The sequence below is a fragment of the Chitinophaga barathri genome, from assembly GCF_003807585.1.
GTDB lineage: Bacteria > Bacteroidota > Bacteroidia > Chitinophagales > Chitinophagaceae > Chitinophaga > Chitinophaga barathri.
The window spans coordinates 330,722-355,702 of sequence record NZ_RMBX01000003.1; the positions used below are offsets into that span (position 1 = coordinate 330,722).

Here is a 24,981-nt window from a genome sequence, read left to right on the forward strand (position 1 = left end):
GATGCGATTTTAACCTAAAATCATGCTTTTTTCACAAATCAACTGTTAACAGCTTCCTAATCCAGCGAAATTGTGCCGCGGGAATTAGCAGAATTTAGCAGATGACCGCAAGTTGTCACACTTATTGGTACCGAAATACCCTGCCACACGACAACACGCAAAATAATATTTTCATGAAAATTTGTTTTTCCGGGGAATTCTTTCTTACTTGTAATCGAAATGCAAACGATTGCACTTTGTATGTGCAAACGATTGCCGAACACGAAAAGTCAACCAAACTCACGATCGCAAAAGAGGATAAAATAACACCAGATTAGAACAATTCCATACCATGTTGTGAATAATTCTCTATCACCGGACTATTAATAGGCAGGACTTTCATGCTAATTGTCAAACATTCCCTTTGTTATAAAAGACTATGATCACAGCTGCCTGTGCCGCTGATACAAATATGTTTAAACAAAAATAAACGCCGGGCTCCCGTCCCGGTTGAATCACGTTATAATAATGCTAATCACAATCACTGTACAAAACTGATCTTGATGAGAAAATTTCACGTAAGAAAGCTGCTGCTCTTACCAGGAGCAGGTTTCCTGCTTGCCGGTCTCTGGGCCCTTCCCGCAAGGGCAAAGCCGGCAGGTAACCTGGAAACATACTTCTACCTGCATGCCGCGGATGAAGTAAAAGGCACCGTGGTGGATGCCTTCGGCAAACCGCTCCCGCTGGTGGAGATACGCGTAAAATCCTCTTCCGCTACCGCGGTTACCAACACAGATGGCGAATTTTCCATTAAAGCGCAAAAAGGCGATGTGCTGATCCTTTCGCTGAAAGATTTCAACAGCACCGAATTTACCGTACGGGATGCCGACAACTTCACTGTCAGGCTGAGCCATAAATTCCGTCCCAACGATTCCACTTACCAGATCCTTTACGGCACACAGAAAAGATCGACCAACATCCAGTCCATCTCTGAAGTGTACACGCAGGAACTGAACAAAACCTATTCGACCAACCTCTACGGTATGCTTACCGGCAGAATGGCCGGCCTCGCTATTTCCCAGCAGGGCGGCCTCCCGGGCTTCATTGACGAGAACACCGCCAGCCTGCGCGACCGCGCACCGATGGTCATGATAGACGGCAGCCCCGGCAGGAACGTGCTCAGCATCAACCCCGAGCAGATCGAATCCGTCACGCTGCTGAAAGACGCCCTCAGCACCGCCATGTACGGCATGCGCGCGGCCAACGGCATCCTGATGATCACCACCCGCAAAGGTGACGCGGGCCCGCAGCGTATAGACTTCACCGCTACCGCCGGCGTTACGCAGCCTACCAAATCTTATACGCCCACCAGCGCATACGATTTCGCGCGCTTATATAATGAAGCGCTCGCCAACGAAAACAAACCGGCCGCCTACTCCGACGCCGACCTGGAAGCTTACCGCACGCACTCCGATCCCTACGGGCATCCCGATGTGGACTGGCGTGATGAAGTGCTGCGTAAAAACGCGCTCTTCCAGCGTTACAACCTCAATGTATCCGGCGGCAGGGAAAACGCCCGTTACTTTGTAAGCCTGGATTATACCAACCAGAATGGCCTGTACAAAACGGAATCCTTCAATAAGTATAACACCAATGCGGATGTAAAACGTTACCAGGTACGCTCGAACATAGACGTAAAGGTGAACCGCAGCATCTCCGCATCGCTCAATATCATGGGCCGCATCCAGACGAACAACGAGCCCGGCGCGCTGGGCCTCGGTATCATGCGCTCCATCCTCACTACACCGCGCAATGCTTACCCCGTAAAGAACCCCGACGGTTCCCTCGGCGGCAACGGCAGCTATTCGCAGAACATCTACGGCGAAACGGTCATGAGCGGTTACACCAATCTCTACACACGCGACCTCAATGCGGACCTTAACCTCCGTGGCGACCTCAGCGACCTGGTGAAAGGCTTGTGGGCAAAAGGAACTGCTTCCTTTTATACCAACTTCACGGAGCTGATCGTACGCAGTAAAGACAACGCCGTGTACAGCATGCGTGTGGAACCCGGCGGGGACACCACCTACCAGAAATTTGGCGAAAGCACGGACATGAGCAACAGCACCGGCAGCAACACCACCGAACGTTTCCTGTTCACCGAAGCACAGCTGGGTTACACCCGCCAGTTCGGCAAACACGGTGTGAACGCCATCCTGACCGGCAACAACGATACCCGTACCCTCGGCAGCCAGCTGCCCCAGACGTTTATCGGCGTAGGAGGCCGCTTCCAGTATAACTTCGACGAAAGATATATGGCTGAAGTAGCAGTGGGTTACAATGGTACCAACCGCTACCACCCCGACCGCCGTTACGACTGGTTCCCCGCATTCGGCCTCGGCTGGAATATTGCCAAAGAAGATTTTATGCAATCCGCTTCCTGGCTGAGCGCCCTGAAGCTCCGCGCTTCTTATGGCAAAGTGGGCAACTCCTTTAACAGCAACCGTACTTTCGGTACCGGCGAATCTTACTTCATTTACAACCAGTATTATGTAACCGGTACCAGCTACAGCTTCGGCACCACCCACACTTCGCTGACCGGCGTAAGGGAAGGTGCGCTGAACAACGAGTTCGTAACCTGGGAGAAAGCGAAAAAAGCGAACATCGGGCTGGATATCGCCATCCTGAAAAACAAACTGTCTTTCACCGCGGACTATTATAATAACAAATTCTACGACGTGCTGATGACGCGCGGCAGCAACACCGCCCTGCTGGGCGTGGCTTATCCGCAGGAAAACATCGGGGTAACGCGTTACACCGGCGTGGAATTTACCGCAAACTACCAGAACACCATCAACAACAAGCTGAACTACTGGGTGAATGCCAACCTGAGCTTCAACAAAGGCGTGTCCGAGTTCATCGACGAGCCGAACAAACCTTACTCCTGGCTGATCAGGACCGGCAGGTACACGGGTATGTCTTACGGCTACCTGTCCGACGGCCTCTTCAAAACAGACGAGGAAGCGCAGAAAGCGGCCCAGCTCCCGGGAGCAGTTCCGAGGGCGGGTGACATCAAATACAAAGACCTGAATGATGACGGTGTGATCAACGCATTTGACGAAACCCTCATCACGCCGGAAAAACCGGATATCTATTATGGCCTGAACATGGGGCTGTCCTGCCACGGCATCGACCTCGCCGTACTCTTCCAGGGTGTGGCCAACCGCTACAGCAACGTGAGAATGGTAGAGTTTGGCGAAGAAGGCAAAAACACCATCTACGCCCATCACCTGAACAGGTGGACGCCGCAGACCGCCGAAACCGCCACCTACCCCAGGCTGACGATCGGCGGCAGCTTCAACAACACCCAGAACTCAGACTACTGGATACAAAACACCAGCTACCTCCGCCTGAAGAACATAGAACTGGGTTACACCCTCCCCTATGCGCTTACGCACAGGATCAGGATCGCTTCCACCCGGATATTCGTGAACGGCACCAACCTTCTCACCTTCACCAAGGTGAAAGACACCGATCCCGAGAACCTGGCAGGTAATTATCCTATCCTGAAAGTGCTGTACGCTGGTATCAATATTAAATTCTAATGCATTTTCCCATGAAGAAATTAATTATATCCATTCCGGTTTTTGCACTGCTCACACTGGGCGGCTGTATGAAAAAGGGTGAACAAGGGCCGCTGGAAAACCTGGACGAGAGTTTCATCTTCGACCCGGTGGACAAAAACGGCGCCTATGCGGAACAATTCCTGACTGACATTTACGGCAATATGCCCAACGGCTGGAACCGCATCAACAACTCCATGCTGGACGTTGCCACGGACGATGCGGTGCCTTCCATGAACGGCAGCACCATTGAAGAACTGATATTCGGCCGTGTGAGCCCCTTTATCAATCCTGAAGATGCCTGGGCCAAAAGTTACACCGGCATCCGCAAATGCAATGTGTTCCTCGCTAAAATAGACAGGGTGCCGAAGATTGAAGAGACTAAGAACTTCTGGAAAGCGGAAGCCCGCTTCCTTCGTATCCTCTCCTACTTCGAACTGGTGAAACGTTATGGCGGCGTCCCGCTGATGGGCGACAAGATCCCCTCTTTACAGGATGATCTTTCCTACCCCCGCTCTTCTTTCGAAGAGTGTGTGAACTATATGGTGACCGAGCTGGACGCGATCAGGGGCCTTGTACGTAAAGAGCCGCTGCCGGATTCGGAATACGGCCGCATCAGCGAAGGCGTGGTACTGGCGCTCAAAGCCAGGATACTCCTTTATGCCGCCAGCCCCCTGTACAACGAAGGCAATATCGGCCTCACCGCCGCCCAGAAAGCCGTTTGCGGATATACAGACGCAAGCCCCGCCGCTGTGAAAGCACGCTGGGAAAAAGCCGCGCTGGCCGCCGACGACCTGATCAAACTGGGTGTGTACGGGCTTGAAACCTCCGCCAATTACCTGAACATCTTTATTACGCGCAAACACAAAGAGATCATCTTCTCTTATCTCCGCGCCAATACCAATGACGTTGAAACGAACAACGGACCGGTAGGCCACACCAAATTCGGGTTCAAAGGGTATACCAGCCCCACCGAAGAACTGGCCGAGGCATTCCTGATGAAAAACGGCAAAGCCATCACCGAAACAGGTTCCGGCTTCAACCCGAACAATCCGGCTACCAACCGCGACAACCGTTTCGGCATCGTGTTCTTCTACCACAATGTGAAATACATGAACCGCAACACCGAGCTGTGGGAAGGCGGGCTGGACAATCCGACCGGCACCACCGTTGTAAAGACCAAAACCGGTTATTACCTGAAGAAGTTCATGTACAACGCCACCACCTCCACCTCCCTGGCTACCCAGGCGCATAACTTCCCCCTGTTCCGCTACTCCGATGTACTGCTGAGCTATGCCGAAGCCGCCAACGAGGCAAACGGCCCCACAGCGGACGCTATCGACAAGCTGAACCAGGTAAGGAGCCGTGGCGGTTTTACCACGCCGATAGCTGTGGGCGTTACCAAAGAAGAACTGCGTGAGCTGATCCGCCGTGAGCGCCGCGTGGAGCTGTGCTTTGAAGAGCAGCGCTACTGGGACCTCCGCCGCTGGAAAATTGCGGAGACGGTGCTGAACAAATCGCTGAGCGGGAACAAGATCACGAAGAACCCGGACAATTCTTTCTCTTTCGAGAAAGTAACGGTGGGCAACATCAGCTTCCAGGCTCCGAAGATGTACTTCTATCCCATCCAGCAAAATGAATTGTACAGGAACCGGAACCTCATTCAGAATCCGGGTTGGTAAACACTCTAAAGGCATTTCGTTATGAAAAGAATTATAATTACGCTGCTCCTGCTTTGCTCGCTTGCAAATGTATTTGCACAACAGGCAGGGAGAACCATTACGGGAACCGTGAGGGACGCCAGCGGCCCTATTCCCGGCGTCATCCTGTTTGAAAAGGATGTGACCAATAACGGCACCACCACCAACGAGAACGGCCAGTTCACCATGGTCCCCCGTGGTAAGGCACAGGTGCTGGTCGTGAAATATATCGGCTACCTTCAGAAAGAAGTGAGCATTGCCGGCAAGAACAATATTGCCATCACTATCGAGCAGGACGTGAAAGGTCTGGAAGAGGTGCAGATCGTGGGGTATGGTCAGACTACCAAACTCAGCAAGACCATCGCATCCAGCTCCGTTACCGGCGACGAGATCCGCCGCGTGCCTACCGCCAGCCTGCAGAACGCACTGGTGGGCAAGCTGCCCGGTTTCTTTTCCATGCAGCGTTCCGGCCAGCCGGGTGCTGACGGGGCGGTATTCATGATCCGCGGTATCACCACCTTTTCCGCGAACAGGGACGTGTCGCCCCTGATCATCGTGGACGATGTGGAGTTCACCGGTAATTTCTCCGATATCGACGCCGAGCAGGTGGCCAGCGTTACCATCCTGAAAGATGCCGCTTCCGCCTCCGTGTACGGTATCAAAGGCGCCAACGGCGTAATCGTGGTAACCACCATCCGTGGCGCCAGCGGCAAGGCTTCTGTAAGGCTCACCTCCAACACAGGCTGGCAGCAGAACTCCATCCGCCCACACTTCCTCAGCGCATACGACATGGCGCGCCTGCGTAATGATGCGCTGGAAAGCGACGGCCTGCCCCTGGAATACACCAATGAGGACCTCGAAGCCTGGAGAACCGGCTCCGATCCTTTCGGTCACCCGGACATCGACTGGTGGGACGTGCTGATCCGCAAATCCGCCCTGCAGACCAAAAACAACCTGAGCATCAACGGCGGTACCGACAAAATGAAATACTTCGTATCCATCGGCCACCTGTGGCAGAATGGTATCCTGAACAGCTTCCAGGACCCGGATTCCGACGTAAATCCCAACTACTACCTGAAACGTTACAACTACCGCTCCAACCTGGACTTCCAGGTAACCCCCACGCTGGACCTCAGCATGGACCTGGCGGGTTATTTCACCGAGCAGAACGAGCCCAACACACGCGGCCGGGCGAACAGGAACAAGATCTGGTTCGAGATATTCGATTATAAAGCCCTGCCTCCTTTCGCGTATCCTATCCGCAATCCTGACGGCACTTACGGCGCGGCGCCCGAAACAGTGGTGACCGGCGGCGGCGCGGGCAACAACATTGTGGCCCGTCTCGAAAAAGGCGGTTACCGCCGTAATTATGAAAGCGATATCCAGCTGAACCTCCGGGCAACGCAGAAACTGAATTTCATTGCCCGCGGGCTGAAACTCAGCGGCCTGCTGTCTTACTCCAGCAACCAGGACTTCAACAGGGGCCTGGGTCGTACCAATATCCTTTCGTATATCTACAATTCCAAAACCGACACCTATACTCCCCTCCTGGCTAATAACTACAGGGATGAGAAATACTCACTGGATGCGGATGAGACAACCACTAAAAAACGTCTCAACGTCCAGTTGAACCTGAGCTACGATACGACCTTCAACGACCGCCACCACGTATACGGCCTGGCGTTGCTGAACCAGTTCAACTCCAGCGACGGAGCGGACATCCCCGAAAAATTCAAAGGGTATACTTTCCGCCTGGGTTATGATTTCAAGAAAAAGTACCTGGTAGAGCTGAGCGGCGCGTACAATGGTACGGACCGTTTTAAATCCAGCGAACGTTACGGTTTCTTCCCCGCCATTTCCGGTGGCTGGAACATTGCCGAAGAGCCTTTCTTCAGGAATAACGTGACCTTTATGGACCTCTTCAAGATCCGCGGTTCTATCGGTATGACCGGTTCAGACAACCTGAACAACACGTACCAGTACCTCTACGAACACGTATATAACACGGGGGCAAACTACAATTTCGGCGTAAGCCAGAAAGGGTACAGCGGTATCATTGAAGGCACTCTTGGCAACGATGATATCAGCTGGGAAAAAGAAACCCAGTGGAATATCGGTACGGACATGAACTTCTTCAAGAACAGGCTGTCCTTCACCGCTGAATACTTCCACAAACGCCGTACGGACATCATGATGGAGCGCGGCAGCTTGTCCAACATCATCGGTATCGGCCTGCCTCCTTCCAACCTTGGCAGGATCAGGAACACCGGTTTTGAATTCAACGTCGATTACAAAAACCGCATCGGTACCTTCAATTACCGTATAAATGCGAACATGGCCCGCGCCAAGAACTATATCGAGTTCATGGACGAAGGCGCGCCTCCCTACGCCTGGATGAAACAGACCGGCGGCCAGGCAGACCGTGAGAAAGGATATGAGTTCGTAGGGTTTTACAGGGACGAAGCGGACATCGACAAAAGCCCGCTGCCTGTGGGCGCCCGTCCTAAACCGGGAGACATCAAATACAAAGACCTGAACGGCGACAACAAGATCGATTCTTACGACCAGAAGTATTATGACTTTGCCAACACCCCCACGAACAACTACGCGCTGACGCTGGCCGGTGACTGGAAAGGCTTCAACTTCAGCTTCACTTTCCAGAGCGCTACGAACTTCAGGATCGGCGCATTTGCGGAAGCGGTAACGCCGTTCTTCGGTAACCTGCGCCAGGTGCACCTGGATGCGTGGAGACCGGACAACCAGGATGCCTCCTTCCCGAGGATCTCCACGATGGACAACATCAGCAACGCTCTTTCCAACAAATCTGATTTCTGGACCGTTAAAGGCGACTATATCAAGCTGCGTAATGCGGAAATCGGTTATACCCTGCCCCGCGAATGGGTAAGGAAGCTGCGCCTGCAGCAGGTAAGACTGTATGCTAACGGTTCCAACCTGATCACCTGGATGCTGGGCCCGAACCTGTACGACCTGGACCCCGAGGTAACTTCCAATACCGAAGGCGGTGTGTATCCGAACCAGAAAGTGTACAACCTGGGCTTAAACGTTAACTTCTAAACCATGGGCAGAAACATGAAAAAGATTGAGAAATATATCCTCTTTGGTTTGCTGACTGCCGGCGTTTATACCGCCTGCAAACCCAAAGACCTCCTGGATAAAACAGAGACCACTACCCTGAACGAGCAGGTGGTATTTTCAGACAGTGTGCGCACGTTCAACTTCGTGACGGCTATCTACAGCGATGTGGGCCTTTACAACTTCCAGAAAAGATGGGGCAACGGCGGCAGTCTTGCAGAATGTGCGGACGAAGGCACCTCGCGCCTCTTCGGCGGCACGCAGCCTTATGTGGTAGTGGCGCTCAGCACCACTTCCGCCAACTCCACCGGCCCCTACAGCAACGTGTATGACGGAGGATGGAAAAACATCCGCAGGGTGAACACTTTCCTCAAGAACATTGGCAAAACGCCGATGGCTGAAGAAATGAAAACCCAGCTGAAAGGCGAAGTGAGATATCTCAGGGCATGGTATTACTGGCAGATGCTGCAATACTTCGGCGGCCTGCCGCTGATCAAAGACAGCATTTATTCGAACACCGACAACATCACCCAGCCCCGCGCTACTTACGAGGCCTGCGTAGATTACCTGGTGAGCGAGCTGGACGAAGCGAAAGCGATGCTGGTGGAAACGCCGATGCAGCAGGAACAGGATTACGGCAGGGCGAACCAGGGTATGTGTATGGCGCTGAAAGCCCGCATCCTCCTGTATGCCGCCAGCCCGCTGATCAACAGCAAACCGGTATACAATACGGTTTCCCTGAACCCCGCGGTAGAAAAAGTGATCAGCTACGGCAACTTTGATGCTGCCCGCTGGCAACGTGCGCTGGATGCCTGTAACGATGTGATCAACTCCGGCTGGTATTCGCTCGTGGAAGATAATTCCAACGCACAAAGACCCGGCGACGGCTTCTATAAGCTGTTCATCACCCGCTTCAACAGCGAATTTATTTTCCCGGCGATGTTCGGCACCAACCGCGCCATGGAGTCCAACTACCTGCCCGCTTCCAGGAATGGCAGCGTGAACTCCTCCCCGACCTACAACTATTCCAAAAAGTTCGGGACGATCACCGGTAAACCCATCGCCACAGCGCCCATTTCGGAGTACGATCCCGCCAAACCTTTTGTTGGCCGCGATCCCCGCTTTGGTTACACCTACATCTTCAACGGTGCCCTCTGGCGCACCAGCAACAGCAGTACCCGTACACCGGTATGGACGCACGTAGGCGCCCCCATGGATGGGTTTGATGTAAGCCTTGTATATACCGGCATGTTCTGGCGGAAATTCTGCAACGAAACCTCCACGGGCAACGCGGGCACCAATACAGACCGCGTAATGCCGCTGATCCGCTTCGGCGATATCCTGCTGATGGCCGCGGAGGCTCTCATTGAGCTGAACCGCGTGGAAGAAGGCATCGACCACATCATCGCCATCCGCAAAAGGGCCGGTATCAAACCGGGCGGCGATGACCGTTACGGCATTCCCTCCGGTATCTCCCAGGCCGACGCCCGCGAGCTGCTGAGGAATGAAAGAGCGGTAGAGCTTTCTTACGAAGATTCCCGCTTCTGGGACGTGCGCCGCTGGAAAACGGCCATGCAGGAACTGAACGCCACCATGACGCGTATCAAGATCACCAAGGAGACGAATGGCTCGTTCACTTACGAAGAAGTGTCCCTGAACAAAAACCCTGTTCACTACTTCTTCGAGCAGAACTACTTCTTCCCGCTCCCGGTATCGGAGATCATGAAGAACCCGAATATGATCCAGAACCCCGGTTACTAAACACGGTCAGGGAAAAAACTGGTTGCCATCCGGCAGCCCGGTTTCTGAAAATACGTTTAAAGCATAAAGGTTGCCATCCGGCAACCTTTATGCTTTTTTACAGGCCCGCCGCCCATGAAAAAAGGAGATACGTTGCCGCATCTCCTTTTCGTAACCTGAGGAGTATCTTTTTTATTGAGCCGGGGGTATCTTCACCGCCTGCCTGGCTACCAGTTTCCACTGGCCGCCTTCTTTTCCGAATACCAGCATTACATAAAGATTCACCGTGCCGGCTTTGCCGTTATCGTTTGTCTGTGCACCGAGCGTATGTCGCACGATCGCCGTTTGCCCGGTCACCGCGATGGTTTGCGCGGAAAGGTCCATGGTCAGGAAATCCGACTGGCCGCCTGCGATATTACTGATGAACGTTGCGCGGTCTTCAATCCTGCCGTTGGAATGACCGTAGCTGAGCTTCGGGGCGGTGATTTTTTCAAGACCGGCCTTGTCCGCATCTATCATCGCTTTGCGGAGGGATTCCACCGCGGCGGCTACCGCCGTTTCGTCTTTTGACTGCGCGGATGCGAACTGGAAAATGGTACTGAATACCAATAGTGAAAAGAACTGTTTCATGTTTTCATTTTTGTGGAACAGCAACCAAAATACGAAAAAAAGCGGATGCCTCATTGCTGAAGCACCCGCACGCTATGGTACAGAAAAAAAATACTAATTCCCGGGCGGGAAATTATACGGCATCCAGCCCGGCAGGCTGTTCAGCTCCTGCTTCACGTTCGCGCTGATGGGGATGCCCCATTTTTCGAAGAAAGGCGCAACGTTCCGGCCGCTGATCCGGGAGAAAGTGCGGGCCCAGAGGTCGCGTTTCTGCTCATCGCTTTTGGCGTAAGAGCCATCCTGATCTTTTGCCGCCAGGGCCTGGTATTCGCGGAAGAATGTTTTAAAGGTTTCCCAGCCAAATGCCTCCTGCAGCTGGCGGAACATGATCAGGCCCAGGAAAGGATTGCCTTTCCATTTTTCGTAGGAAACCCCTTCCTTAAAGTATTTCTTCATTGCATCCTGCGTCTCTTTGTTGGACACGCCGGTATGCGCATCGTCGCGGCCGCCCAGCAGCCTGTCGAACATATACAGTGAAAAGAAATTACAGCTTACTTCCGTGGTACCGCCAAACACCCAGTCCAGGTTCTGCATGTTGTGACCGATCTCGTGGAAGAAACCCCAGTTGGCGCCACCTTTGCTGCCGATCATGAGTTTCAGCGGGTCCGCGATCACGTCTGCGCTCAGCAGCCTGCGGCTGGGTGAGTGGTGTATCATGATGGGATAACCGCTATGCATAAAACCGCCGCCGATATGCTCGTCTATCACCATCCGCTGGGGACGGTAAAAAGGCTGCGGGATCTGTGCCAGCTCCATTTCGCCGCCCACGATCAGGTCCCAGAGCTGCATGACATAAGCGGGGTCCGCCACCTTTTGCAGGATGGAGTCCGGCACGGTGAGGATTACTTTGCCGGTAGCCAGCTCGCCCCAGGGCGCTTTATTGTTTTTCAACTGTTCCTGCCATTGCTCAGGCGTGGTTTTGCCCGCGATATACAGGGGCGCTTCCACGGCACGGCTGATCTTCAGCTGTCCTGTCCAGGAAGCGGCCTTGGGGGCGGCAGTAACGTATATAAGGCCGCCGAAGGGGCTGCTGATGCGTGTGGTGGTTTTGGTGAGCACGTCCGCCCGCACAATGCGCGGCATCCTGCGCCAGTCTTCTTTACCTGCCACCCATTGGTTCAGGTTGTCCGAATGGCTGCCGATCTGGATGCCAATGCCTTTGTCCAGGAGTTCTTTCGGGAGCGTCACCTCTATGTATTCGCCCGGCGCTGCATATAGGCCGGTGCTGTAAAGGTTTTCCCTCCAGGGCTGGGAATAGTTCAGGCGGCTTACCACGGGCACCAGCGATTCGCTGATTTGCTGGTGACTGATATCTACCGTGCGCGACACACGGGCCGCGCCTTCTTTGACAGCACCGGGGAAAACAGCCGCCGAAGGATGCGCCTTGATCTTCGCATAATCGGTGGATTCCAGCTGGGCCTTGCTCCATTGGGCAATTTCACGGCGGAAGGCAGTGTCTTTGGCAGATAATCGGTTTTCGGGCGTAATGAGTACGGTGGCCGGGGAAAGAGCCTGCGCGCCTGCGCACAGGTACGCAAGTGCCGCGGCACAGGTGAGAGTAGCTTGCTTTATCATACAATAAAAAGATGTTAAGAGTGAGCCCAAGATAAAACACGCCCGCATTATCTGCAACGATTTGTGATGACCGGCAGATTTTTTACCTAGATTAGCCGCATGAAACCGATTAAAATAGCTACCGCCCAATTTGAGAACAGCAGCGGGGACAAAAACTATAATCTTTCCATGATCAAAACCCTCGCCGCCGCCGCTAAAGCCGATGGCGCCGATGTGATCGCCTTCCACGAATGCTCCGTGACCGGCTACACCTTTGCCCGCCACCTGGACCGGCAGCAGATGCTGGATATTGCCGAGCTCATCCCCTCTGGCCCGAGCATCGCCAGGCTCCGGGAAACCGCCGCCGAACTGGACATCGTGATACTGGCCGGCCTGTTTGAAAAAGACGAAGCCGGCAACCTCTTCAAAGCCTATGTATGCGTGGATAAAAACGGCCTCGTGGCGAAGTACCGCAAGCTGCATCCTTTCATCAATCCCTACCTCAGCAAAGGCGACCAATACGTCGTGTTTGAACTCCTGGGCTGGAAATGCGGCATCCTGATCTGTTATGACAACAACGTTATCGAAAACGTACGGGCCACCGCACTGCTGGGTGCGGATATCATCTTTATGCCGCATGTGACCATGTGCACACCCAGCACCCGACCCGGCGCAGGTTTCGTGGACCCGAAGCTCTGGGAAAACCGCCATGCGGACCCTACTTCGCTCCGCCAGGAATTTGACGGGCTGAAAGGCCGCGCATGGCTGATGAAATGGCTGCCCGCAAGAGCTTATGACAATGCTATTTATGCCGTATTCAGCAATCCCATCGGGATGGACGATGACCAGTTAAAAAACGGTTGCAGTATGATCCTGGACCCTTTCGGGGATATCGTAGCGGAGTGCCGCAAACTGGATAACGATTATGCCATTGCGCTCATTACCCCGGAAAAATTGCAGCTGGCGGGCGGTTACCGTTATCGCAAGGCAAGGAACCCGACGTTGTACAGGGATATTATCGGGCAGGAGAATGTACCGGAGCAGAAAGTGGTGTGGATGGATGGGAAGGGTTAATCTTTTATCTCAATTCCGAGTATAGAAAACAATTTATATATCTCAGCCTTGGCCGTTTGAGGGTTCTGAATGTCGAAATGCCCTCTCCTCCCTGCATTCTGAATGGCTACATTTAAATGCGGCCTTAGTCTGTTGTATATATCCGGAGTACCTGATACAAAATACCTTTTCGACTTTTCATATTGTTTTAAAGGCTCACATTTCTTCAACTCATTGGTCACAGCCACACCGTCCGGAAAGTATCTGCCAGTGTCCTGAACATGCTGCAGAAACCAAAATTCAAGACAAGGCGTATTAATTAGAATGCGGATTCTTTTATTTTCGGCTGCTTCCTCAATATATTTTCCCAACTCATCAATATTTTCTTCTCTTAGAACAACATCCAGGTCAATTATCCAAACAGAAACATCATAAATCTCCGCATTTTTCTTTACAGATCTGAATTGATCAGCAAGTTTGGTTTTATCGGGAAGATCCGGCTTAATGGTAATACCCGCCGGGTTTTCATACTGGCGCAGCTTTTCGAGATACCACTTTTCGGTTTCTCCATCTACAAGAATTGCATAGGTTGTTCTCCCTGTGCCTTTACGTTTATTGTTGCTTCTCATCCTTGAAATCCAGATAATAGTCGCTTAATACAGGTACAGCACCCAATTTCCCTGATTTATACGCGTTAAATACAGATGTGGTATCGCGCACAACGGAAGAATCAAAATCACTTAGTGAAAAGAGATCGGTACTACCATCTTCTTTTTGCTCTGTAAACCAGATGGCATCATTCCGTAAAATATCCTTTTCCATGAGCAACTCCCGGTAGTGAGTGGTAGCAATTAATTGAGACTTTTTTGCATTTACCAAAAAGAGCAGGAGAAAATGTTTCACCAGATCAGGGTGTAGAGAGGATTCTAACTCATCTATAGGAAAAACGGATCCGTGACCAATCATTATATCCAGTATCCCGCTAAATTGATAATACCGTTGGGTTCCATCTGATACCTCATCATATGGCAACATATAGGTGGAAATCTGATCTCCGCTTTTTATCGAATGCTGGAAATACAACTCATTTTTTTCCAGCTTGTCCATATCTATATCGCCCTCTATACCTGACTTTTGTACCTGCCGCATGAACATCTTTACTAATTCCTTCATTTCCTCATTGACATGAAGTTCCTTTTTCTTAACTATAAGATCGCTGATCTTAAAATCTGCTTTTTTCAGGAATTGCAAGATGTGATGTTTATTAATCTTCTTTTTCCCCAGTTGAGGTGTTATAAATTTGCTTAGATCTAATTCCGGAGTTATGGTGGTAGCTAAAACTTTTTCAAACCAGTCCGTAACATTTTTCAACTCCGTCGAATCGATATTAGTTTTTAGGAACCCACTTAAAACTGTCGTGTTCCACAACGTATTTGCCTCAAGGGCATCCACCGCCGTCTTTTTCACCTTGATCTTTCCACCAAATTTGATACTGGAAAGCTGCTTTTCCCTATCCGTTGTTCTTTCGTACACTAAAGCCTTATTTGGTTCGTAAAACTCCAACTTTTCGTATAGTATCGCCTCCCTGGTAAAATTGACCAGGTAATTGTATTTCACCCCACCATGAACAAAACTTATTTCGAAGCCAGATTCTTCGTTTGGCGTCTTTTCATCAAATAAAAAAGGACTAAAATCCAATTGCGTATTCTTTTGCTGCAAAGGACGCTTTACCAACATCATAAGAAAATCCAGGCCTTTAAGAATGGTGCTTTTACCTGAGCCATTGGGGCCGTATATAAGTCCCAGCTTCAAGAGTTTCAGACCAGGAACGGGCTCTATGATGTAATAGTCCTCCAGCGCACCAGAATTTTCAGGCTCAAACGAGAGCGTGATCTTATCCTTGATGCTGCGGAAATTCTTAATGGAAAAGTTAATTATCATTTGTTTTTACTACTAAATTTGTAAGCCTTTTACAAATATACAGACAAAATACAGAAATATAGTATTTTCTTCCTTCCTCCAATCTGAACGAGTAACCAAACCACGGGATTACATATTAAAAAATAAGCGATGGAATAGGAGTTGAGCATCTAATTTTCTCCCTCCACCCACCTTTTCGCGCCTTAAAACATCTAATTTCTCCCTCAGAAGTACCTTTTTGTACTTCAAAGCATCGAATTTGTACTTCTGAAGTACCTTTTTGTTGTAAAAAGTATCGACTTTGTACTTCTGAAGTACCTTTTTGTACTTCAGAACATCGAACTTGTACTTCCGAGGTACCTTTTTGTTATAAAAAGTATCGACTTTGTACTTCTGAAGTACCTTTTTGTACTGCTGAACATCGAGCTTGTACTTCAGAAGTACCTTTTTGAATCGGAAAACATCAAACTCAATTTTTCAGACTGATTGTAAATGTCCCGAAACGTCTACCCAGCAGTCCCAAGTAATGCATTTGACTAATGCGAAACAAAAAACCTGGCCAGAAAATACATCTCTATGATTCTCCGCCAGGTTTTCCTACTGCAGTCTGGATTAAACCGTAGTAGATACTGCAGCTTTCCGTACGCGTCCCGGAAAACGCTTCCGGAGATCCTCATAAATCTCCTTAGCCGCCGGAACGTTGTTCTTGGCCGCGTGCCGAACAGAATTGTAATACCCCAGCGCTGCAATGTATGCATCACTACCACTCAACATGGACGTATCATCCAGGTTGCTGGTGAGCTGCTCCGAACTTCGCAGCAGTGTAGTAAGTGTTTCGGCCGCCTTTACATCTACCTCCATTCCAGTAACGTCCATGTAAGGAGGTGCAAACGATGGATTACTTTTACTGTACTCCAGTACTTTCGAGACGAAAGGAATCGTTTTGTCTCCCATTTTGGCGGTTGTTTTGCGCTGCTCATTTGTCAGCGCCACAAGAAATGGAGCAAGCATCTGCCTTGCCTCCGTCAGCTTTTGTTCAACCTGCTGTGCTATCTCAGCAGGAATTTCAAGTGCAATCAAATTTTTCATAAGACGAATTTCCACAAAATTATTGCCGCGCTTTCACTATGACAGTGACATTTGCAACTATTTTCCGCGGGCGCTTTTTTTCTTTTCACGGCACAGGGTCGCTTTGTCCATACCGAGATATGATGCCAGGTCTTCATTTCGGGCATGTTGAAAAAGTAGCGGGTATTGCTGCATTAGAAGGTTGTATCGTTCTTTGGCGGAGTAATTCACCCATCTGTTTCTTTCCATCGACCGGATGTAATATTCCTCCGTCAGCCTGCGGCCGATCACATTAAATTCCAGGTGCTCCTTATATATCTGCTGCAATGCATCATTGTCCATGCAGATAAAAACCGTATCAATCAACGCTACCAGTTTTTCATCACTGGCCTTCTGCCTGAAGAAACTCGCCACCGAAATAATGATATCGCCAGCTCCCATAAACCAGCTGACCTTTTCTCTTCCATTGTGAATAAAACGGGAGATCACCAGGCCCTGCACCGCGAAGTAACACGCTTTGCATGTTTTGTCGTAATCCAGTATAACACTGCCTTTCGGGAAATACAGGAGCTTGCAGTGCTCCCTTATCTTTTGTTGTAGTTCAGGAGAAAGTTCAGGATAAATTTTCTTCAGTTCGCTGAACATCTTTTCATAACAGGTCTCTACATTAATTTCCATTGGCTAACAAGTTTGAGGTTGAGAATTAACAAAAACAATGTTGTTTATGTATAAAGACATCGTTCTCCTCAAATAGGGTTAAGCGCGCTGTAAATTTTTATCAATAAAAAAGAACCGGGGAATGCCCGGTTCTTTCAATAATTAAATGTAAGAGGAAATTACAGCCAGATTATATTAACTGGTTTGGAGGATGCGGTCACGCATGTTGTCCTCACTAAAATATGGTAGTGTGTTCAAATAACACATGTGTTAAATCTTATCAAACGCCTGCTGCAAATCGCCTTTGATATCCTCGATATGTTCAATACCCAACGATATCCTCAGCAGCCCCGGCTCCACTCCCGCCGCGCGTTGTTCTTCTTCGCTCAGTTGCTGGTGCGTGGTAGTGGCCGGGTGGATGATCAGCGTTTTGGAATCGCCCACGTTCGCCAGGTGATAGATCAGTTCGAGGCCCGCCACCAGTTTATCCGCCGCTTCGCGCCCGCCTTTTATCTTAAAGCTCAGCACACCGCCAAAACCATGTTTCAGGTACTTTTTACCCAGCTCATGATACGGGTTGCCGGGCAGGCCGGGATAGTTCACGCGCTCCACCCTGGGATGTTTCTCCAGCCACTCCGCGAGCGCCTGGGCATTTTCAACGGTCCGCTGTACACGCAAGCTCAGGGTTTCCAGGCCCTGCAGGAACAGGAAAGCGTTCTGCGGCGCCAGCGCCGGGCCCCAGCTGCGCAATCCGGTCACCCTTGCGCGGATGATGTAAGCGATATTGCCAAAGGGACTGTCCGCGCCGAATACATCCCAGAATACCATGCCGTGATAGGCTTCATCCGGGGAGGTGAATTGGGAGAACTTACCGTTACCCCAGTTGTAATTCCCGCCGTCCACGATCACGCCGCCGATACTGTTGCCGTGCCCGCCGATCCATTTGGTGGCGGCCTCCACCACGATGTTCGCCCCATGTTCAAGTGGACGGAACAGGTAACCTGCCGCGCCGAAGGTATTGTCCACCACCAGCGGCAGATCATATTTCCGGGCAATGGCGGCTATCTTTTCAAAATCCGGGATAGCAAACCCGGGGTTCCCGATCGTTTCCAGGTAAATGGCTTTGGTACGGTCGTCGATCTTTGATTCAAAGCTCGCGGGATCGTCCAGGTCTGCAAAACGAGCCTCCACGCCAATTCTTTTGAAGCTCACCTTAAACTGGTTGTAGGTGCCGCCGTAGAGATAGCCGGAGGTCACAAAGTTGTCTCCCGGCAATAGGATATTATGCAGCGCAATAAACTGCGAAGCCTGGCCTGAAGCCACGGCCAACGCCGCCACTCCGCCTTCCAGCGCGGCCACCCGCTTTTCGAATACATCATTGGTGGGATTCATGATGCGGCTGTAGATGTTCCCGAACTGCTTCAACTGAAACAGGTCCGCCGCATGATCTGCACTGTCGAATGTATAAGAAGTGGTCTGGTAAATAGGTACTGCGGCGGCCTTGGTAGTGGGGTCTGAATGATAGCCGGCATGTACCTGGAGCGTTTCGAAACGTAAGGGGTTGTTAGACATGATGTATGATTTAAAATGAATACGAATAGTCTACAAATTAACTAGACTTATTGTGAATTCAAAATAAATTCATGAGTGGGAAATAAAATAGAACCGGGAACATTCAAAGCCGATGAAGCTTGTAAAACGAATGCCCGGTTCTATGAATTTGCGAAAAAGCGGTGGGAGAAGTTCCGGCTGGATGATTTCATCCAGTTTGAGGACTTTTAGTTGATCTTGGTCACTACCAGGTCGTCATAATATACATACCCTACGGTGGGGCTCATCCAGTAGCTCTGGCTTCCGCCACGGAAGGTATGGAAGCTCACGTTGCGGATCAGGCGTTTGGCATCGTTCGTGGTCCAGCGCATCGCCCTGTCCAGCACGGTAGTGCCGTTGATGATCATCCTTGCGCGGCCGTTGGTACTGGAGCCGGTGTTGCTCTTTGCGTACAGGGTCACGCTGTAGGTCTGGCCTTTTACGAGGCTGCCGGAGGAAGGATAACTTACGCCGAAATTGTCCCCGTACTGGCCCGCCTGGTCGCGGTGATATACGTAGGGATGGAAATAGATCCTGCCGTTGTTGTTATACCACATCAGCCTGAAGCTGCCCCCGTTGCCATCCCAGGCGGGGTCTCCGCCCGCATTGCCATCGCCGATGAACAGCCCGAAGCCCAGTTTGCCGCCCCTGCTCCAGTCGAAAGCGCTGTGGAAGCGGATGGTGAAACTTACCTGGTATTCGGAGCCGTCGCTCACGTCGATGTTCGACACCACGCCGCCCGCGCCCGAAAGAGCGTTCGGCTCAAGCGTGATGCGCAGGTTGCCATTGGAGATCATGGAACGGCCGGCATTCCAGCCGCTGATATTCCCGAAGTCTGCCGCCGCCTGCGATTGTGTGTACTGGGAGCCATTTGCATAGCTGTTCCAGTTTTCCGAAAAAGAGGCGTTGATCGCCATTATCCCCACGTCTGTGGCGGATGTTTCGTTGTCCAGTGATACGGGTTGATCCTGTTCCTCTACGGTGGGTTTGGAACATGAAGTAATGAAAAGCGCGAACGCAAGGATTGCTGCGCCCGAAGCGTGGAAGTGGAATTTCATTTTTCTCATTTTTGTACTTAACGTGAATAATAGACAGATATGCCCAAAGGGGGCTTAATAGGTGAACTTCTCCCATCCGCCTATGGCCGCACGGTTGCAGGTCATCGCCTGTGTACCGTTTTCGCTGGATATGTAAGAACCATTGTTGCCTCGTAATGAAAAGGTGCCGTCGCTGTTGGACACCCAGTCGAATTTCTCCCAGTCACCGATCGTCGTACGGCTGCAGGTGATGGGCTGCGTACCGTTTTCGGAAGACACGTATTTGCTCATGCTCCGCAACGCTACTTTGCCGCCGCCGGCGTCTACTACCGTGAATTGTTCCCATGCCTGTACCGTCGGCCTGTTGCAACGCATGGCCTGCGTACCGTTTTCGCCGCTGGCGTACTGGTTGTTGCTGCCCCTCAGCGATATCACGGAGCCGATGGGCGCGCCACCGGGGGTGTTCACGATATCATACACACGCACGTAGTCCACCAGCATAGTAGCGGGCAGTGCATTGTCGTTGATCACCTGGCCAGGGAGATTGCCGCCTACCGCCAGGTTGAGGAGGATAAAAAAGTTGTTGTGAAATTCCTCCGTGCCGTTGATGTTGTTCTGAATGTTCGCGGAGTGGAACTGTACACCGTCCACGTACCAGCGGATACCGGCAGGGTCCCATTCAATGGCGTACACGTGGAAATTGGTGGGCGAAGTGGTGGTGTTGCCGCCATAGTAGCTGTAGGAAGTGTTCCACCAATGGATGGTACCCAGCACGCTGCTGCCGGTGTTCACATGTTCCATGATGTCTATTTCCCCGCAGCGCGGCCAGCCTACGCCCGGTGTGCCGATGTTTGTGCCCAGCATCCAGAAGGCGGGCCAGAGGCCTTGCACGGCCGGCAGTTTGATGTTTGCTTCAATGCGGCCGTAACGTTTGGAAAACTTGCCGTTCGTGTTGATACGGCCGGAAGTGTAGGGTTTACCCCCCACGCTTTGTTTACGCGCGGTGATCACCAGGTTGCCGCCGGTCACGGCTACGTTCGCCGTCTGGTAAAATTGCTGTTCGTTGTTTACGCCCAGGTCGCCGTTTTCATAGCTCCATTTGGACATATCGAGGCCGGAGCCGTTAAATTCGTCCTGCCATACCATCTGGAGCGCCAGCGCCTGAACGGCTGACTTTTTATCCTCCAGGGGTACTTTTTCTGAGGGGGCTTCCATGTTTTTCGTGCAGGAGGCCGTAAAGAAAAGGAAAGTTACCAGCACAGCAGATGCCGGTAGAAAAAAGGATTGCAGTTTCATAGTTTTTCTGTTAACGTGTGAATAATTCCGGGTTTAACTAAAGTGCTCTCTTCCGTTTGGATGGGTTTGCGGAAGTGTTTTCTGTAACGTGGCTATCAGGGTCAAATATCTTTAATTAATAGGAGGATGTATTTCGGAGCGGTACGTCAATTCTACTACAGATTTTACTAATTCACTGAAAATCAATTGTAGCCAAATACGCCTGCCCTACTTCACGGGGATTTATTATATTTTTATTCAAACGTTATGAAAATGAGAAGCCTGTTGTTTGTGCTGCCCATCCTATGGGCGGCCGTTGCCCAAGCGCGCCAGCTGGTAGGCGCCCCCTCAGTTCTTCATTTCAGCAAACAGCAATACGCCGGCGGCGGCCAGACCTGGGACGCGGATATGGACCCGCAGGGTATCCTTTATTTTGCCAACAATGAAGGGTTGCTGACATTTAACGGCCATAGCTGGAAGATGCTGCCTGTGCCCAATCATACCCGCCTGCGGTCCGTAAAGGCGGGGGAGAACGGCCGGATCTACGCCGGGGCCCAGGATGACTTCGGGTATTATCTCGCCGATGCGGACGGCGTGCTGCGGTACACGTCGCTCAAACCCCTGATCCCCGCCGGGGAAAGGGAATTTGCGGACATCTGGAACATCGTGCCGTATGAAGGCACCGTATTTTTCCGAAGCAACAACAAGATATTCGCCTACCGGGAAGACCGGGTGCGGGTCTACCACGCCCCCGGCGAATGGCGCCTGCTTTGCCGTTCCGGCCAGGGACTTTATGCGCAGGATGCCCGGCAGGGCCTGCTGCAATTCACCGGCAATGGCTGGAAGCCCATAGGCCCGGCGGTGGCGGACAAACAATTACTGGTGACCGCCGTACTGGATCACCCGCAGGATACCCTGCTGCTCTTCACCTACAAACACGGCATTTTTAAGCTCCACGGCGGCCGGCTTTATCCATACCTCACGCCTGCGGCGGAAGCGCTGCAAAAGGCCCGTATACAGTGCGCCATGGAATGGGGGAACAGCCAGCTGCTCGTCGGCACCGCCGAAGCGGGGTGTTATATCCTGAACCGGCAAACGGGCGCCGTCATCCAGCAATTCGGTTTACAGGAAGGCCTGCAGCACAACAGCATCCGGAAAATTTTCCCGGACCCCGGCCAGAACATCTGGCTGGCGCTGGACAACGGGATAGATATGATCCGCTACAATACCGCCATCAAACAGATACACCCGGACAAACATCAATACCTCAGCACCTACGCCGCAAAAGTGTTTAACCGGCAGCTGTACATCGGCACCTCGGACGGGCTTTATGTAACCCCGCTGGCCGGCAATGCGGGACCGGGGAAATCCGGCAATACCAACAGCAAATTATCTCCCGGGACAGGCGGGGCGGTCCATCCCGATCCCTCCGGCGGCCCGTTGCCATCCGGCAACAATGGACAAGACGGGGCTTTTAACCCGGCCGGCACCGATAATTACAATGATCTGAGCTTCCAGGAAAACCGCTTCCGCAAAGTAGAGCAGAGCGGCGGACAGGTATGGAGCCTGGCCATGACGGGTGGGCAATTGCTGATGGGGCATCACGAGGGCGCTTTCAGGATCGGCGAAGCGGCGGCCGAGCCTTTGCTGAAAGGCACCGGCTGCTGGCTGTTCCTCCCGCAGGCCGCCCGTACCCTCATTGGCTGCTACAATGGCCTGCGCACCATGGGGCAGCAGGATGGCCGGTTTGATAAGGCCCGGCAGGTGAACGTATTGTTTGAATCCCTGCGTTTTCTCACGGCTGAGCAGGACAGTGTTATCTGGGCCTCACACCCTTACCGTGGGGTGTACCGCATCGTTACGGACAAAGACACTACCCTCCGTTTCACTCTCTTCACCAGCCGTCACGGCCTGCCTTCTGATAACAACAACTTCGTATTCCGCATACGCGGACGGATGGTGGTGGCTACACAGGCGGGCATCTATGAATTTGACCCCGTCCGGCAAACGTTTGCGCCCTCACCCTGGCTTTTTCCCGTGCTGGGCGCGGTGCCCATCCAGTTTCTGACAGAAGATACCGGCGGGAACATCTGGTTCGTGTCCAACAAAATGCCCGGCGTGGTGGACTTCCACCGGAAACAGGGCGACAAACCTTACCGCACCATGTATTTCCCTGAGTTAAAAGGCATGATCGTCACCGGTTTTGAAAACATTTATCCGTACAATGATGAAAATATATTTGTAGGCGGCGAAAAAGGGATGTACCATATCAATTACCAAAAATACAGGCAACCCAAAAAAGAACCACGGGTAATGATCAGCCAGGTGAATGCGCGCGGGGAAAAAGACAGCCTGCTTTTCGGCGGCTTTCTTCCCGCCGGTAAGGCATCTTTCAAAACCCTCCCCGCAGCTTATGCCGGTTTCCATTTTGAATACGCCTCCCCCGCCTGCGGGCATGGCGGCAACATGGAGTTCAGCTACCGGCTGGAAGGTTTTGACCCCGCCTGGAGCGAATGGGCCGCGCGCACGGAAAAAGATTATACAAACCTCCCCCACGGCCGCTACACCTTCTCCGTAAAAGCCCGCGACCACCTCGGCAACGTCTCTTCCGCGGCTACTTACGCCTTCCGCATCCTGCCGCCCTGGCATCTCACCCTGCTGGCCAAAGGCATTTACGCGGCGCTGGCGCTGGCTTTTATCTGGATTTGTTACCTGTTGCAAAAGCGGAAGTTTGCCACGGAACAATTACGGCACAAACGCGAGCAGGAGCAGTTGATCCTCCATCATGAATATGAAAAGGAACAGCGTGAAAAACAACTGATCAGCCTGCAACACGACAAACTCGCCACCGACATACAATTTAAGAACAAAGAACTGGCCACCGCCACCATGCACCTGCTGCAACGCGGCAAGCTGCTGTTCAACATCCGTGAAGAGCTGCTGCTCGCCATCAAAAAAATAGAGCCTCTACCCTATTACCCTTTCAAAAAAGTATTGCGCCTGTTTGAAGAAGCGGAGCAGGACACGGAAGACTGGGAACAGTTTTCCCGCCACTTCGACGAGGTGCACAACAACTTCCTGTCCATCCTCAAAAAACATTACCCGGACCTGAGCACCACGGATATGAAACTCTGCGCTTACCTGCGCATCAATCTTACCACGAAGGAGATCGCGCAGTCGCTGGGCATATCCGTAAGAGGCGTGGAGACCAGCAGGTACCGGCTGCGGAGAAAGCTGGAAGTGCCGGGAGAAACGCCCCTGTACGACTTCCTGCTGGCCGTTACCGCGGCGGCGCCCGGCGTGGCGCAAAACAGCTGAAGGTTATCCGCCCTTACGTCAAGCAAACTGTTCCTGTCGTCAAAGCTATTACGCCGGGTGATGGCGTTTGCGTTGTTTTGTACTGTCAACATTCACCAAAAATCACAGTATATGCAACGCACATCCTTTTTAACGAAAACAGCCGCCTTCCTCTCCTTCTGCCTTTTCGCCATTGCAACGCAGGCCTGGGCCGGCGGTGATCACCTGAAAGTGTACCTCAACAACAAACTCATTCACGAACAGTATGTAGGCGAGCCCGTAAAACTCTCCAACCTCCAGCTGGACAAAGCCAATGTAAACGACCAGCTGACTTTTCACTACAGTCATTGCGGCAAGATAGGCACCGGCCGTAAACTGAGCATAAGAGACGATAAAGGCGGCGTCATCCGCGAATGGAAATTTGCGGACGCTTCCGGCAAACAATCCGGTATGGTGATAGCCGTGAAAGAACTGCTGCAGCTGAAGCAGGAAAACCTCCGGTTTTTCTATACCGCCACCGAATTACCCAAAGGCCAGCTGATGGCCTCTTTCCAGGTAACTGATAAAACCACTTCCTGGGTTCCGGGCAGCAGTGTTTTACAGTTTTTGTGTTAGCATTAAATGACATTCCCGGATTCTTCCGGACAATGCGCCCGCCTGCCCGTAGGTCCGCTATTCTCATCAGCGTACCACAGGGCAGGCGGTTTTTTTATGATTATTGTGGTA

The 24,981-nt window shown here is 51.9% G+C and carries 16 protein-coding genes; 7 read left to right on the forward strand and 9 right to left on the reverse strand.

All coding sequences use genetic code 11. The features are described 5' to 3' along the window. The first annotated feature begins 542 nt into the window (after positions 1–542). From EG028_RS07160 to EG028_RS07175, 4 genes are read left to right on the forward strand one after another with little or no spacing between them, the layout of a single operon-like run. A complete protein-coding gene (locus tag EG028_RS07160; RefSeq protein ID WP_120514918.1) occupies positions 543–3,584 on the forward strand; it encodes a SusC/RagA family TonB-linked outer membrane protein in 3,042 nt (1,013 codons plus the stop codon). An 11-nt stretch (positions 3,585–3,595) separates the two neighbouring features. Further along, positions 3,596–5,284: a RagB/SusD family nutrient uptake outer membrane protein gene (locus EG028_RS07165; RefSeq protein WP_162946244.1), complete on the forward strand. Its 1,689-nt coding sequence runs from the start codon at positions 3,596–3,598 to the stop codon at positions 5,282–5,284. Positions 5,285–5,305: 21 nt separating this feature from the next. Then, entirely contained in the window at positions 5,306–8,377 is a 3,072-nt protein-coding gene (locus EG028_RS07170; RefSeq protein WP_120514922.1) for a SusC/RagA family TonB-linked outer membrane protein, read from the forward strand. A gap of 15 nt (positions 8,378–8,392) precedes the next feature. Continuing rightward, positions 8,393–10,156, forward strand: a complete 1,764-nt coding sequence (locus tag EG028_RS07175) for a RagB/SusD family nutrient uptake outer membrane protein (protein WP_162946245.1) — start codon at positions 8,393–8,395, stop codon at positions 10,154–10,156. A gap of 171 nt (positions 10,157–10,327) precedes the next feature. On the opposite strand, the gene EG028_RS07180 is transcribed toward EG028_RS07175, so the two are convergent. Together EG028_RS07180 and EG028_RS07185 are read right to left on the reverse strand one after the other, a co-directional pair. Beyond that, a complete protein-coding gene (locus tag EG028_RS07180; protein WP_120515158.1) occupies positions 10,328–10,765 on the reverse strand; it encodes a nuclear transport factor 2 family protein in 438 nt (145 codons plus the stop codon). Positions 10,766–10,858: 93 nt separating this feature from the next. Beyond that, a complete protein-coding gene (locus tag EG028_RS07185) occupies positions 10,859–12,379 on the reverse strand; it encodes a M60 family metallopeptidase (protein ID WP_162946246.1) in 1,521 nt (506 codons plus the stop codon). A gap of 99 nt (positions 12,380–12,478) precedes the next feature. On the opposite strand from EG028_RS07185, the gene EG028_RS07190 reads away from it, so the two are divergent. Then, the gene (locus EG028_RS07190; protein ID WP_120514927.1) at positions 12,479–13,432 is read left to right on the forward strand and encodes a nitrilase family protein; all 954 of its coding nucleotides are present in this window, start codon (positions 12,479–12,481) and stop codon (positions 13,430–13,432) included. On the opposite strand, the gene EG028_RS07195 is transcribed toward EG028_RS07190, so the two are convergent. The 7 genes from EG028_RS07195 to EG028_RS07225 form a co-directional block, all read right to left on the reverse strand. Beyond that, on the reverse strand, positions 13,429–14,040 hold the full coding sequence (locus tag EG028_RS07195; RefSeq protein WP_120514929.1) for an RloB family protein: 612 nt from the start codon (positions 14,038–14,040) through the stop codon (positions 13,429–13,431). The two genes, EG028_RS07190 and EG028_RS07195, sit on opposite strands and share 4 nt — an antisense overlap. After that, entirely contained in the window at positions 14,024–15,352 is a 1,329-nt protein-coding gene (locus tag EG028_RS07200) for an AAA family ATPase (RefSeq protein WP_120514931.1), read from the reverse strand. Before EG028_RS07200 ends, EG028_RS07195 begins: the two co-directional genes overlap by 17 nt. Positions 15,353–15,943: 591 nt before the next feature. Beyond that, positions 15,944–16,420, reverse strand: a complete 477-nt coding sequence (locus tag EG028_RS07205) for a hypothetical protein (protein ID WP_120514932.1) — start codon at positions 16,418–16,420, stop codon at positions 15,944–15,946. A gap of 57 nt (positions 16,421–16,477) precedes the next feature. Then, on the reverse strand, positions 16,478–17,077 hold the full coding sequence (locus EG028_RS07210) for a Crp/Fnr family transcriptional regulator (protein WP_120514933.1): 600 nt from the start codon (positions 17,075–17,077) through the stop codon (positions 16,478–16,480). A 249-nt stretch (positions 17,078–17,326) separates the two neighbouring features. After that, positions 17,327–18,628, reverse strand: a complete 1,302-nt coding sequence (locus tag EG028_RS07215) for an O-acetylhomoserine aminocarboxypropyltransferase/cysteine synthase family protein (RefSeq protein WP_120514934.1) — start codon at positions 18,626–18,628, stop codon at positions 17,327–17,329. A 206-nt stretch (positions 18,629–18,834) separates the two neighbouring features. Further along, positions 18,835–19,704 carry a polysaccharide lyase gene (locus tag EG028_RS07220; protein WP_120514935.1) on the reverse strand — a complete coding sequence of 290 codons (870 nt, stop codon included), beginning with the start codon at positions 19,702–19,704 and terminating at the stop codon, positions 18,835–18,837. A gap of 54 nt (positions 19,705–19,758) precedes the next feature. After that, on the reverse strand, positions 19,759–20,979 hold the full coding sequence (locus tag EG028_RS07225; RefSeq protein ID WP_120514936.1) for a family 16 glycosylhydrolase: 1,221 nt from the start codon (positions 20,977–20,979) through the stop codon (positions 19,759–19,761). 246 nt (positions 20,980–21,225) lie between these two features. Here EG028_RS07225 and EG028_RS07230 point away from each other — a divergent pair, with 246 nt between their 5' ends. Together EG028_RS07230 and EG028_RS07235 are read left to right on the forward strand one after the other, a co-directional pair. Further along, complete coding sequence (locus EG028_RS07230; protein WP_120514937.1) at positions 21,226–24,276, forward strand: helix-turn-helix and ligand-binding sensor domain-containing protein; 3,051 nt, start codon at positions 21,226–21,228, stop codon at positions 24,274–24,276. Positions 24,277–24,387: 111 nt separating this feature from the next. Then, positions 24,388–24,870, forward strand: coding sequence for a hypothetical protein (locus EG028_RS07235; protein ID WP_120514938.1), 483 nt, complete (start codon positions 24,388–24,390; stop codon positions 24,868–24,870). Positions 24,871–24,981 lie beyond the last annotated feature (111 nt).